At 54.6% G+C, this 12,194-nt stretch carries 13 protein-coding genes and 2 pseudogenes; 11 read left to right on the top strand and 4 right to left on the bottom strand.

Going from position 1 to position 12,194, the window contains the following annotated elements:
* The first annotated feature begins 39 nt into the window (after positions 1-39).
* From ACZ46Y_RS11400 to ACZ46Y_RS11385, 4 genes are all read left to right on the top strand, one after another.
* Positions 40-468: a hypothetical protein gene (locus tag ACZ46Y_RS11400; RefSeq protein ID WP_311952042.1), complete on the top strand. Its 429-nt coding sequence runs from the start codon at positions 40-42 to the stop codon at positions 466-468.
* 145 nt (positions 469-613) lie between these two features.
* Positions 614-1,402, top strand: a complete 789-nt coding sequence (locus ACZ46Y_RS11395; protein WP_311952039.1) for a toll/interleukin-1 receptor domain-containing protein — start codon at positions 614-616, stop codon at positions 1,400-1,402.
* A 95-nt stretch (positions 1,403-1,497) separates the two neighbouring features.
* Positions 1,498-2,919 (top strand): class I SAM-dependent methyltransferase, encoded by a 1,422-nt coding sequence (locus tag ACZ46Y_RS11390; protein ID WP_311952036.1) that lies wholly within the window; start codon positions 1,498-1,500, stop codon positions 2,917-2,919.
* A gap of 60 nt (positions 2,920-2,979) precedes the next feature.
* Positions 2,980-3,417, top strand: coding sequence for a lysozyme inhibitor LprI family protein (locus tag ACZ46Y_RS11385; RefSeq protein ID WP_311952033.1), 438 nt, complete (start codon positions 2,980-2,982; stop codon positions 3,415-3,417).
* A 222-nt stretch (positions 3,418-3,639) separates the two neighbouring features.
* Here ACZ46Y_RS11385 and ACZ46Y_RS11380 read toward each other — a convergent pair whose 3' ends face one another.
* Positions 3,640-4,116, bottom strand: a complete 477-nt coding sequence (locus tag ACZ46Y_RS11380; protein WP_311952030.1) for a PepSY domain-containing protein — start codon at positions 4,114-4,116, stop codon at positions 3,640-3,642.
* A gap of 160 nt (positions 4,117-4,276) precedes the next feature.
* Here ACZ46Y_RS11380 and ACZ46Y_RS11375 point away from each other — a divergent pair, with 160 nt between their 5' ends.
* From ACZ46Y_RS11375 to ACZ46Y_RS11355, 5 genes are all read left to right on the top strand, one after another.
* Positions 4,277-4,645, top strand: coding sequence for a hypothetical protein (locus ACZ46Y_RS11375; RefSeq protein ID WP_311952025.1), 369 nt, complete (start codon positions 4,277-4,279; stop codon positions 4,643-4,645).
* Positions 4,646-4,689: 44 nt separating this feature from the next.
* Positions 4,690-5,364 (top strand): response regulator transcription factor, encoded by a 675-nt coding sequence (locus tag ACZ46Y_RS11370; protein ID WP_311882934.1) that lies wholly within the window; start codon positions 4,690-4,692, stop codon positions 5,362-5,364.
* Positions 5,361-6,728, top strand: a complete 1,368-nt coding sequence (locus ACZ46Y_RS11365; protein ID WP_311952020.1) for a sensor histidine kinase — start codon at positions 5,361-5,363, stop codon at positions 6,726-6,728. Before ACZ46Y_RS11370 ends, ACZ46Y_RS11365 begins: the two co-directional genes overlap by 4 nt.
* Positions 6,729-7,060: 332 nt before the next feature.
* Positions 7,061-7,810, top strand: a complete 750-nt coding sequence (locus ACZ46Y_RS11360) for an IS5 family transposase (RefSeq protein WP_311881913.1) — start codon at positions 7,061-7,063, stop codon at positions 7,808-7,810.
* A gap of 138 nt (positions 7,811-7,948) precedes the next feature.
* On the top strand, positions 7,949-9,337 hold the full coding sequence (locus ACZ46Y_RS11355; RefSeq protein WP_311954892.1) for an IS1380 family transposase: 1,389 nt from the start codon (positions 7,949-7,951) through the stop codon (positions 9,335-9,337).
* Positions 9,338-9,592: 255 nt separating this feature from the next.
* On the opposite strand, the pseudogene ACZ46Y_RS11350 reads toward ACZ46Y_RS11355, so the two are convergent.
* From ACZ46Y_RS11350 to ACZ46Y_RS11340, 3 genes and pseudogenes are all read right to left on the bottom strand, one after another.
* Positions 9,593-9,883, bottom strand: a pseudogene (locus ACZ46Y_RS11350) (transposase); the annotation flags it as partial.
* Between the two features lies 1 nt (position 9,884).
* Positions 9,885-9,986 (bottom strand): annotated as a pseudogene (locus tag ACZ46Y_RS11345) (IS30 family transposase); the annotation flags it as partial.
* A gap of 313 nt (positions 9,987-10,299) precedes the next feature.
* Positions 10,300-11,211, bottom strand: coding sequence for a LysR family transcriptional regulator (locus ACZ46Y_RS11340; RefSeq protein ID WP_311954893.1), 912 nt, complete (start codon positions 11,209-11,211; stop codon positions 10,300-10,302).
* A 296-nt stretch (positions 11,212-11,507) separates the two neighbouring features.
* On the opposite strand from ACZ46Y_RS11340, the gene ACZ46Y_RS11335 reads away from it, so the two are divergent.
* Both ACZ46Y_RS11335 and ACZ46Y_RS11330 read left to right on the top strand, forming a co-directional pair.
* Entirely contained in the window at positions 11,508-11,801 is a 294-nt protein-coding gene (locus tag ACZ46Y_RS11335) for a GNAT family N-acetyltransferase (RefSeq protein WP_376717580.1), read from the top strand.
* Positions 11,798-12,193, top strand: a complete 396-nt coding sequence (locus ACZ46Y_RS11330; RefSeq protein ID WP_311882924.1) for an ectoine synthase — start codon at positions 11,798-11,800, stop codon at positions 12,191-12,193. The genes ACZ46Y_RS11335 and ACZ46Y_RS11330 overlap by 4 nt, the downstream gene beginning before the upstream one ends.
* The last annotated feature ends 1 nt before the right edge of the window (position 12,194 follow it).

Below are 12,194 nucleotides of genomic sequence, written 5' to 3'. Positions count from 1 at the left end.
CCACTACATTGCGCCTTCGGCTCCATTCCGTGGGCGCGCATGCTGCAAGCGTTAGAAGGTAAAGCATATGGATATGGTGCTCAGTATCATTGGAATATTGGCCCTTGGTTTTTTTGTCAACGTAGTGCTGAAGCAAACCTACAATTTTATTTTCTACCTTGGTGGGAAACCTTTCCTATGGGTTTTGGTAGCGGCAGCCTTCTTTGGTTTGTTTCTGCCGTGTTCAACTGGTCAGTATCAATCCCAGCATGGGCGGCAGCCATCGCATTTTTCATGAATCTCCCTCCCCGCTCCACACTCGAGTCGAAGGCGCAGGCCAATGAAATATATGCTGAAATGGGGTTAAAACACGGTGCACTTTTATATCAGGTTGGCCTTGGTGGCTTCGTCGTGTCAAGCATGGTCGGCTGGGTCGTTTTCTATGGCCAGTCTTGTAACAGCGCCGGACAGTGCAGTGGTTTTTTCTAGCACTTCTAACAAGTCGTTCAAGTTCGCTACGGCCCTTTCGGGCCTCCACCGGACGTACTTACGCACGCCGCTTAACTATGCGTTAGGTGGCCCAGTCGGCGCGAATGTTATGCCAATCTGTAACGTCTGAAGGTCTTAAACGGAAATGACTCATAAAATATTTCTTAGCCACAATTACAAGGATAAACCGCTGGTTGAGGCAGCTGCGTTGAAGCTTGCCGATATATTTGGCCGGGATCAGGTTTTCTATGATTCGTGGTCCATTAGCCCAGGTGACGGCATAATCGACGAAATGAATAGGGGCCTTCAAGCGCCCGAGTTTGTGTTTTTCTTTGTTTCCGCCAACAGCTTAGAAAGCGGGATGGTGAGGATTGAATGGCAAAATGCGCTCTACTCTGCCACAAAAGGAAAAACGCGTATCGTCCCCGTCAGGGTTGATGGCAGTGAAATGCCGCCGGTATTGAAGCAGACGCTTTTTATTGACATGCACACAGTTGGACTTGAGGCCGCAATCGCTCAGATTGTCAGCGTCACCCAAGGCCACGCATCCTTTACCCCGCAGCATCAGGGTTTCTCAAATCTTTCATATACCAATGCGAAGACCGGAGATGGATCTATAGTAGTAACCATCCGAGCATCGCACTTGATGGAGCCCAATCCACACTTTGGTTTTGTTACGCAAAACTCGGAGGAAGAGATCGTGTGGTCAATGCAGAATAGTCAACCTTTCTTAGGCGGCTTCAATAAGCGTGCCGCCACTCATGCTGGTGCCTCTGTTAACGTCATTTCGATGCGCCCTATGGCTGGCGCATTGACACCCAATCATCCGTTTAGGGCCAAGTTTACTAAAAAGGGTGAGACCGATATCCGAATCATTGCTGTGTTCCACCAGAAGGGCGAGGATGAATGGGTTTCTGTACCGGAAAGCACCTAACCAGTCATTCCAGTTCGTTCCGGCCCTGGTGGGCCTCCACCGGACAGCCTTGACTCCGCTTCGCTCCGTCAAGGCTGCCGCTGAATATTGGCGTTATGAAACGGAAGACAGCTAAATCCGCAAACAGACGAAGGTTCGTTGACCGGGAGATGCAGCGTTTTTTAGCCGCATCCGTGCTGCTGTTTTTGGGCGTGGCATTCACATGGGATGGGGATTGGTGCAGAATTTCGCGAACTCTTTTCCATCCCTCGCATCGGCGCATGCCGACGCTGGCCCTCCTGCCTCTACTCATTGGTCCAAAGCCCTGCGCTTACCCCACGAATTCACAAGATAAAGGCATGAATGTGTCCCAGGCAGAAAAACCGTACGTGCAGTGGCAGGATGGGCAGACACCTCGCAGGGCGCTTTGGCTTTCCGAGAGTGGTTACGCGGCGCCGGCGCACATCGTACCCGTGGATGACCAGACGACGGCCGATCACGCTTATCGCCTAGCGTGCGAGGGCAACTACCTGCTGTGGCGCGGGGATTTTCATAATGCCCTGCAGCTCATGCAGGCCATGAACCGGCGCATCAGTCGTGCCGAGCAGCGTAAGGCTAGCAAAGCCGCCAAGCTTGGCAAGAAGCCTGATGCCGAAAGCACCACGGCCAGCGCCTTCCATCAGCAGCGTCAGGCTCAGGCCCAGCGGGCGAGAACGCTGGGGCGGCTGCTGCTGGAGCTGGATGCCGGTTACGTTTGCCGCCTGCGTCGCGCACCTGACCTGAGCACCGCCTGCGAGGCCGCGTTTGGCGCGCTGGATGAGCCTTGCCTGATATCGTTACGCGACCTGCAGGGCGCGCTGGGGGCCGCCCAGTGGCGTGAGAAAGGCGTGCCCATTGCCGGGCTGGAGCAACCGATCTTTCCGCATTACGGGGTGTTTGCGCCCACGCGGCATGAGTATGTGTCGCTGATGCAGGACGCACCGCTGCCGGCCAAACACGACGTGGCCTTTGATATCGGCACCGGCACGGGGCTGCTGGCGATCATTTTGGCGCAGCGCGGGGGAGGGCAGGTCGTCGCTACGGATTCCAACCCGCGGGCGTTAGTCTGCGCTGAAGACAATATTGAGCGAGCCGCGCTTTCGGGAGTACAGCTGCAAGAGGTTGATCTGTTCCCGACGGGGCAGCCGTTGGCCGATCTGATCGTGTGCAACCCGCCCTGGCTGCCGGCGAAGCCCAGCTCGGCGCTGGAGCTCGCCGTGTACGACCCCAAAAGCCGGATGCTGCGCGGCTTCTTGCAGGGTGTGCGTGCGCATTTGGCACCGCACGGTGAGGTGTGGCTAATTCTGTCCGATCTGGCCGAGCACCTGCAGCTGCGTACCCGAGAGCAGCTGTTAGCGTGGTTTGCCGAGGCGAAGCTGGAGGTTAAATACCGGCTCGACACCCAGCCCAAGCACGGCCGCAGCCAGGACAGCACCGACCCGCTCTATGCCGCACGCAGCGCGGAAGTGACCTCGCTGTGGTGTTTAACCTCGGCATAGGTTTGGTTCCCGGCGACGTTAACGCTGGTTCCTGCTTAACCCCAGCTCACCGGAGGCACCATGCAAAAATCCTTTCTGGCTCTTTCCCTGGCAGCCTTCGCGCCGCTGACACTTGCCGCAGAGCCGTTCTGCGATTCCGGGCACCCGCATCCCATCGACGTGCAGTTCGAGCGGGATATGGACGCAAGCGGCGGCGTGACGCTTGAGATGCGCAACGCTCAGGGCCGGGCGTACAAGGGCTGGGATACGGAGCTGAACATGGTCTATCAGGAGCTGATGGAGAGCCTTGCGTCGGATGAGCAGGCCGCGCTGAAGAAAGCCCAGCGGGCGTGGCTCACGTTTCGCGAGGCGGAGACCGAGTTCTGGTGGACGGAGAGCCTATCCGGCGGCGGCACGCTGCAGCCGGTGATTGTCGCTGACCAGAGCATTTCGCTGCTCAAGGCGCGGGTTTGCCAGCTCAAGCAGTACAAGCAGGCAGCCGATCACGGCTTATCCTGATGACGGGATAATCAAACGCTTGGACACCGCCGCCATCAGGCTGGGAAGCCGCTTTGCCTGCTGGGCTGGCGGGGAGTGGCAGATAGCACCGACGAGCCGAGTTCCTAACTCTCCAGCACCCTGATAAAGTCGGCGCTATAAGTTTAGCGGCATGCTTCAACGGCCTACCATAAACGCAGCAGGCTCCCCGTGGGGAGCCTGCGAAGCGCTTAGCTGGAGACATTAATCGCGCTCAATTTGGGTGACTTCGGAAGAACCCTGACGCACGCTGATTTCCAGCTCATGTCCATCTTTATCGCGGCCTTCTACATCGATGATACCGGTCTTGTCGATATCGAGATCTTCAAACTCAACCATTCCCTCCTGACTTGCCACGTCCAGCGCCTTGCGGATATCGTCTTTGCCCATACCCCAGGCACTGGTGATCAGGCGTTCACGTTGCTCTTGTAGTGTTTCACCGTTATCGAGGGAAAATTCCACGTCGGCGTACCACTCATCGTCGAGCCAACCTTCCACTTCTACGCGGCCACGGTTTTGAATGCTGACTTCTTCGTAGTGGCTGAAGCCGTATTCATTGGCGTGGGTCAATACGTCATCGATGCGATCCATCGGCAGTGAGTCGGCCTGGGCGCTACCCGCAGCAGCGGCAAGCAGCAGGGCAGAGGTTGGGATCAGCAGCATTTTTTTCATGGTGTTCATGGCAAATTCCTTCCTTACGTATTTGTACATGATTCTCTGTACGAGAATGGATCAATCGCATTCAGCGGATGCGATAGGGAATTTATACCACTGCGATACTTTCCTTAAGCTGAAGAAGCTGTTCATCTAGCGTTCATGTTGTTTTTGGCATGCTGGTATTATGCGTAACCTATTCCGTCGTCTTATACAGCCGCTGGGCAGCTTCCCGCGAAGCGCTCGCCGCAATGTCACTGGTTTAGGCCTGGTGCTACTGCTGGTGGGCAGCGCTGCGGGCAATCAGCATTGGGAATCGTTACACGACGAAGTACGCCGTGGTGAAGTGGTGCCTCTCGACTCCATTCTGGATTGGCTGGAAGCCCACTATATAGGTGAAGTGCTGGAGGTTGAGGTAGAGCGTGAAGAGGGAGAGATCGAGTACGAAATCAAGCTGCTGGGTCCGCAAGGGCAAGTCGTCGAGTTCGAATTTGACGGCCATAACGGCCAGTTGATGTCCATCGAGGGAGTGCGTATCAACGATATGCGCCGTTAGCCTGTTGCTCCCATTTGCCATATCAAAAGAAGGGTAGTTAGCCGATGAAGTGTTTGTTGGTAGAGGATGACCAGGCGCTCACCCGTGAACTCAGCCAGGCGCTACGCGACGGAGACTGGTTGGTAGAGCATGCGGCGACGGGCCAGGACGCTGATTTTCTAGTGCGTACGGAAGCCTACGACACGCTGATTCTGGATGTTGGACTGCCCGATGGCGATGGCACCCGCTGGCTTTCCGCCTGGCGGGAAGATGGCATCGACCTGCCGGTGCTGATCCTTACCGCCCGAGAGCGCTGGGCCGATAAAGCCGCAGGATTTACCGCCGGTGCCGATGATTACGTCACCAAACCGTTCGAATCGGCGGAAGTACTCTTTCGCCTGCGCGCCCTGGTGCGCCGCAGTCATGGTCACGCCCACCCGGTGCTGAAAGTGGGCGAGCTGAGTCTGGATACTCATACTCAGCACGTTTCGCTTGCCGGTCGCCCGGTGGGGTTAACCGCCCAGGAGACCCGTCTGCTGGGTTATTTGATGCACGCCGCGCCGCGGATCGTCAGCCGTACTGAGCTTTCAGAGCACGTTTACGACCGCGACCACGAACCGGACTCCAACGTGATTGATGTTCAGGTCAGCCGTCTGCGCCGAAAATTGGGTAGCTGGCGCATTGCTACCCTGCGTGGTCAGGGCTATCGGCTATTGGCTGAAGAGCCTGCGGGCGAATGAGCCAGAATACCACCGCCTGGAAAGACCGCTGGGCAAAGCGCTCTATCAGCGTGCGGCTACTGCTGGCCGCCTTGGTGATGGTCGGGCTGGCGCTGCCCATCGCGGGTACGCTGCTGTCTCATCACTACCGTACTTCGGCCACGCAGGCCTTTGACGAGCGCCTGGGGGCCACCCTGAACGTCATTATCGCGGGCGTTACCTATGATCGCCTTGAACAGCAGCTCGTCCACGACCGGGCGTTGGGCGATCCGCGTTTTGAGAATGTCTACTCCGGCTGGTACTGGCAAATTACCGATGGCGCGGAAAACACCCTGGCTTCGCGTTCACTGTGGGATCAGCGCCTGCCGGTCATCGACAATGACGCGATTAGCGCCCGCTCGATACCCGGCCCCCGAAGCCAGTCGCTGCGGGTGGTGGAGCGCGATATCTACCTGGCGCCGTTAGCAGCGCCGCTGCATATTAGTGTGGCCGCGCAGGACGATGCATTAGCCCGGGATATTGGTGAATTTCAACGCCTGCTGTGGGGTGGTATGGCCGGCCTTGGCGTGCTGCTGCTGGGCGTATTGGCGCTGCAGGTGCGCTGGGGGCTGGCGCCGCTGCGCCGCATGCACGCCAATCTAAAGGATGTAGAGCAGGGGAGTGCGGAGCAGTTGGATACCCGCTTGCCTGATGAACTGGCGACCCTGGCAGCCTCGATGAACGCGGTGCTGGTCCGCGATCAGCGCCTGATCGAGCGCGGACGCCATACCGCTGGCAACCTTGCCCATGCGCTGAAAACACCGCTGAGTGTGATGCGCTTACAGCTACGACAACTGCCACAAGAGAACCGTGCCGCCTGGGAGGTTGAGCTGGCGCGCGTGGATAGTGCGGTACGCCACCACCTGGCGCGGGCATCGGCAGCGGGCGAAGGCGCACGCTTTGCGCCCATTGATTTGCACGCCACCCTGGCGCCGCTGCTCCATGGGCTGGCCAGGCTTGCCCAGCGGCGCGGCATTGCGCTGCGCCCCACCTGGGCGGGTGACATCAAGGTGCATATGGATGAGCAGGATATCCAGGAGCTGGTAGGCAACTTACTAGATAATGCGCTGCGCTGGGCACACGGCGATGTGCAGCTAAAGGTAGCAGGAGGCGAGCAGCAGTTAACCCTGACCGTTAGCGATGACGGCCCCGGCATGTCCGAAGCGGAGTGTCAGCAGGCGGTACAGCGCGGCAAACGACTGGACGAACAGCGCCCGGGTAGTGGCCTGGGGCTGGCAATTGTGACTGACCTGGTGGCTCTTTACAGCGGCCGTATGCAGCTCAGCCGCGCCAGCGCCGGCGGGTTAAAAGTGATGGTGGAACTGCCCGTCGTCGCGGGTAAATAACGGAGACCATACCGTGCAGCAGCTCGCCCGCGCCGTTCTCACAAGCGTGCTGAGTAGACGCAGGTGTTTGTCTGATGGGCGTGCGCCCTGATGGAAAAGCGCCTCTGCGGAGGCGCTTTTTTGTGCCTCTACGAAAAAGCATGTGAAATATGGCAGAATTGTGGAAGGCTGTATGGGGAAGTGCTAATTTGGCGCTTGGAGCCGTAAAAGTATCGAAAGACAGATGTAACGACGGCGCTAGGGTCTGTTGACGTTTCATGGCAGGGGTATTGGCAGGATAGGGGCAAGCTCACAGAATAAAGGTTCCTAAGCCAACAAACTGCAAGCCTGCCATGCCCCGACAAATGCTCACGGATGAACACTGGCCGAAGCTGAAATCTATCCTGCTTCAACAAGGTATTTATGACAAGACCGATCTGCGTACCACGGTGGAAGGCATCCTTTATCGGATGCGAACCGGCTGCCCGTGGCGGGACCTACCGGAGGCGTTTGGCCCCTGGAACACGGTCTACAAGCGCTTCAACGCCTGGTCAGCGAGTGGAAAGCTGATGAGGATTTTCATCTCTCTGGTGGAAGATCCTGATGTCGAGTGGCTATTTATTGATGGTTCCTACGTCAAGGCTCACCAAGATAGCACTGGGGCTGCCACGGAAGATGCAGAAGCCATTGGCAAAAGTCGTGCAGGCAATACCAGCAAGATCCACTTGGCCGTGGATGCTTATGGGTTGCCGATCGCCTTCAGAATAACCGGGGGTGAAGTGCACGACAGCACGGAAGCCCAGGCATTGATTGACGGTTTGCCGGCAGGTGACGCGCTGGTGGCTGACAAAGGCTATGACAGTGAACGTATCCGTGAGCAGGTCGAAGCCAAAGGAATGGCTGCCGTCATTCCACGCAGGCGTAACTCGAAAAAAGGAAATGCCAATCTGGACAGAGGGTTATATCGCTACCGGCATCTGGTTGAGAATGCCTTTGCTCGATTGAAACCGTATCGCGCCATTGCGACGCGCTACGATAAGCTCAAACGAAATTACGAAAGCATGGTGGCCTTGGCATGCGGCTTTTTATGGCTACCAATGTGAAACGTCAACAGGCCCTAGGGTATTGCACATGATCCCTGGATATTCACCGGGCAGTCCTGGAAAAGAAGATGGCGGATGGTATCCTCTTGATAAATCAGAAAATTCGACCAAGAGCCTGATTCCAGAGGACCAACCGCCATGGGTGAAACCCTAACGACCTGGTCGCCCTCCTGCAACGGCTCCATCAACGTCCAGCTCAGCGGCGCCGCGACCACCAGTGATGCCGGCACCTTGTTGCTCCGTGAAGCCCTCGATCGCAGCGGTGTCATCGAGGCCATGGAAGACCACCTCATCGACCCGCGTGACCCGCTGCGGGTCCGCCATTCGTTGGCCCGTCAGATCCGCACCGTGGTGCTCCAGCGCGCCATGGGCTGGTACGACCTGAGCGATACCGGCACGCTCCAGCAGGACCCGCTCTGGCACTTGGCATGTAGCGATGCCCGTGGACTGACCCCCCTGGGCCAGGCGTGTCCCTCCCAAGCGACCCTGTCACGGCTACTCGGCTGTCTGGGGATGGATGACAACATCGATACGCTCCACGAGGGCTTGCTGCGCCTGGCCATCTGGCGACTGCGCTCGCTATACAGCGGTAAACGGCCCAAGCACTTGACCCTGGATATTGACGGCCTGCCGATCGAGGTCTTTGGTCACCAAGGTGGCTCCGCCTTCAATCGCTATGCCAGGGCCCGCATTTACTCGCCGCTGATTGCCTCCATCGCCGAGACCGGCGACATGCTGGGCGGCCTGTTGCGCGAGGGCAATGTCGGACCGGCCGAGGATGCCGATACCTGGATTCCCCATCTGGTGCAGCGCATGGCGGAAGGCCTGAATCTGGACGTGGCGCAGATCCGGGTGCGCCTGGATGCCGGCTTCACCGATGGCGAGACGCTGCGTGCCATGGACGCCCGGGACATCGCCTATCTGGGGAGGCTGAAGAGCAACTCGGTATTGCAGGCCAAGGCAGAGCCTTACCTCACCCGGCCGCCTGGCAGACCGCCCGAGACACCCCGCGAATGGTGCCATGACCTGGAATACCAGGCGGAGAGTTGGGCGTCACCGCGCCGCGTGGTGCTGGTGGTTCAGGAGAATCCCGACAATCTGTTGTTCCACGCCTTCTTCCTGGTCACCAACCTCAACAAGCTCGATTATCCACCGGAGACGGTGTTAGCGCTGTACCGCAAGCGTGGCAAGGCCGAGGCCCACATGGGGGAGCTGAAGTCGGCCCTCAACGTTCACCTCTCGTCGACGGATCGCGGCGCCTCCACGGTGCAGGACGTGATGGCACGCAACCAGGTCAACCTGTTGCTGAGTCTCTGCGCCTACCAGGTCTTGCATGGGCTGCGCTGCCTGATCGAGGGTCAGACGCAGCAGGGCTGGAGCCTGATACGGCTGCGAGAGCAACTGCTCAAGGTCGCGGCGACGATCACGGTGCACGCCCGGCAGATCACGCTGCGGCTGGGCGCCGCCGCAAACCGATGGTGGCCCTCGGCGCTGAAGGCGCTACCCCGATGGGGCGCCTTAGCGTAGCTCACGCCACGACAGCACGAATAGCTACCGAGATCGGCGTCTCGCCGAGCATCGCCCGTGGCCGATCGACAGCGATCAATAGCTGAGGGCAATAAAATCGACAGAAATGAAAACTAAAGGCTATCAATGCCGCGCTGTTCGGAGACGGAATTCAGCGGTCACTCAGTCAGCACCGTCGGGAAGCCCCGAAATGCCGCTCGGCGAAGGCTGTGATGAAATAGGCGGGATAGACCACTACACCTCGGGACTAAACAATTAGGTTTTGTCTGAAAAGTCGACTCTCATACACCGCTCAATGCAAGCCAGCGTCACCATCGCTCTGTAACTGCTGGCGAGCTTATCGTACCGAGTATTAAGTTGGCGTTTTTCCTTGAGCCAGCCAAAGAGCCACTCTACCATATTATGCTGGCGATACTTGGGCCGGTCAAACTGATGCGGTAGGACTGGCCGTGGGCGTCGATCCAAAAGGCGTCGGGGGATAATCGGGCGCATGCCGTAACGTGTGCAGTAATGTCGTAATGCATTGCTGTCGTAACCCTTGTCTGCCGTGGAGCCCGAGCTCTCTAGCGATCTGCCGCTGGCTCATATCTAAGTCATCACGAGCGTAAATCTGGTATCGTTGTGTCTGGGTCAGCTGTCGGAATCCCATGTTCTGCTTCACTTTGGTCGGTAAAGCAGGGAGGGCAACGGTGCAGACCCTCCTGCTTCTATCTTGTGGTCCAAATGGTTGTAGTTATTTTATGAATCTAAGTACGCTGTTTCAGATATCGGTACGTGTCGTGAATTCAGGAAAATCACCCTATTCGCTATAGGTGCCTCGATATTTATACATGTTTATCTTCATGCGGGTACTTCTTAGTAATTGTTGAGTGCTCTTCCGCAGAATAAAGTTATCAGGCGCATCAACAATGTGATTTTTCAAATAGGCTAATTTATCGCCTGTTTTATTTCATTATTAGTAATTATTTTGACTCGCTCTTGAAGTTTTCGAAGAAATATTTTACCTCAGGACGATCCATATTTATCGTCAGTCCGAAAACTATGATAGATCTATACAAGCTAGGCTTTAGGCTTAGTGTCTCAATGCCTCTACTGTCTTCCTTGCGTAGTGCAAGTCTAGGAACAATAGAGGCGCCAATGTCACTTCTAACCATTTGAATTAAAGTGCTGAAATTATTAACCCATAAGCGAATCAAAAGTTCATTTCGTGAAACCCCTGATTCTTCGAAAAATTTATATACTAAATCCTCGCATCCACCTGAAGAAATTATTAGTGGGAAGTCACTAGCTTGATCAAGGGAAACCTCAAGGTTACTAGCTAGAGGGTGTTCTTTGGGGACCACCACAACAAGCTCGTCTTGGAATGCAACTTTCCCATAAAACGTCCCTTTCCACTTTTGCGAGACAGTATTTGAAATATCAGTTGTAAATCCGACATCAGCTATTCCATCCACGACCCACCTTTCAACTTCATGCTCAAAACCAGTGAGTATGTTTCCAATACAGCCCTCAACTTTTTTGTTCTTTATATTGTTTAGATATGATGTGGCAACGCTATTGATTGAAGCGATATTAAGCCGTTCCTTGGGCGAGCTTCTGGAAAAATCTGCAAGTGTATTAATATTGTTTAGTTCTACTATAATGTCTTCAGAACAAGTATATAGTTCGATTCCGACAGGAGTAAGTCCAGAAATGTTTCGTCCATTGTAGGAAAAAAGTGGAGTCTCAAAAAAATCCTCAAGCCTTTTTAAAGAGTGACTTATGCCCGACTGGCTTACTCCCATACATGAGGCAGCTTTAGTGTAAGATTGTGTATCTGCAACACTTTTGAAAGCGCGAAGCTGTGACAGGGTTATTTCATTTTTTTTGCTCATCGAATCACCTCATATTAAAGATGACGTGGATTGATTTTATATATCCTAATTTTTGCGGCATCCTAAATCAAACAGAAATTAATCAGGTGTTGCAATGAACCAAAGTGGAATTAGATTCGAGCATCCGTCGGTAGGTGATGCTAAAAGCTTGTTTCGAATGGCAGCATGCAATGATGATTTGGATTTGTGTCCTGAGTATTTTTATCTTGTTTGGTCGCGAGATTTCAGAAATACATCTCTGATGGCCAAGTCTGGGAATAAATTATTTGGTTACATACTTGCATATATCAGACCCGATGGCAAGACACTTTTTTTTGTGGCAGATAGCTGTTGATCCTGATGTAAGAAGTTATGGTTTGGGTTTTGCTTTAGTGAAAAGATTGATCGATAGTTTAGGCGAAAATGTTAGGGCATTTGAAGCTACAATTGATATTGGTAATGATGCAGCATACAACACGTTGATATCACTTGCCAAAACTTATAACGCTAATATAACTCAAAAATATTTATTTTTAGAATGCGATTTTTTTAGCAATCATCATAAAGAAACTCTGATACGACTTGAAAGGAAAGAGGAGTTGGCTAAATGAGGGTGTGGAGCAAGGATAAGATAAGGAAATCTTTTCAGCATGTAGATAATCATCACTTTGATAGCTATAGACTTCTTGTTAGTGATGACGGCGCTATATATTCGGTGCATGATACGATCATACGCTCTGGTGAAACTTTAAATATTTGTTACAAGTATCAAGAAGAATTTGTTTATATAATTTCTGGAACTGGGTATGTTGATGACTTTTTTAGTGGAGTCAGGCACGTGCTATATCCGGGGGTGTGTTATTACCTGAGTATCGGTGATGGGCATGAGTTGCATGCCATTACTGATCTGCGGGGGATCTGTATTTTCACGCCACCGACAAGAGGCGATGAGGTACATGATGAAGCAGGGGGGTATCCTCCAATAGATGACCTGGTGGAGTAGA

Source organism: Halomonas garicola (assembly GCF_055382465.1).
Note: the sequence above shows the minus strand (reverse complement) of the source record. Positions and strands in the feature narration are given on the sequence as shown.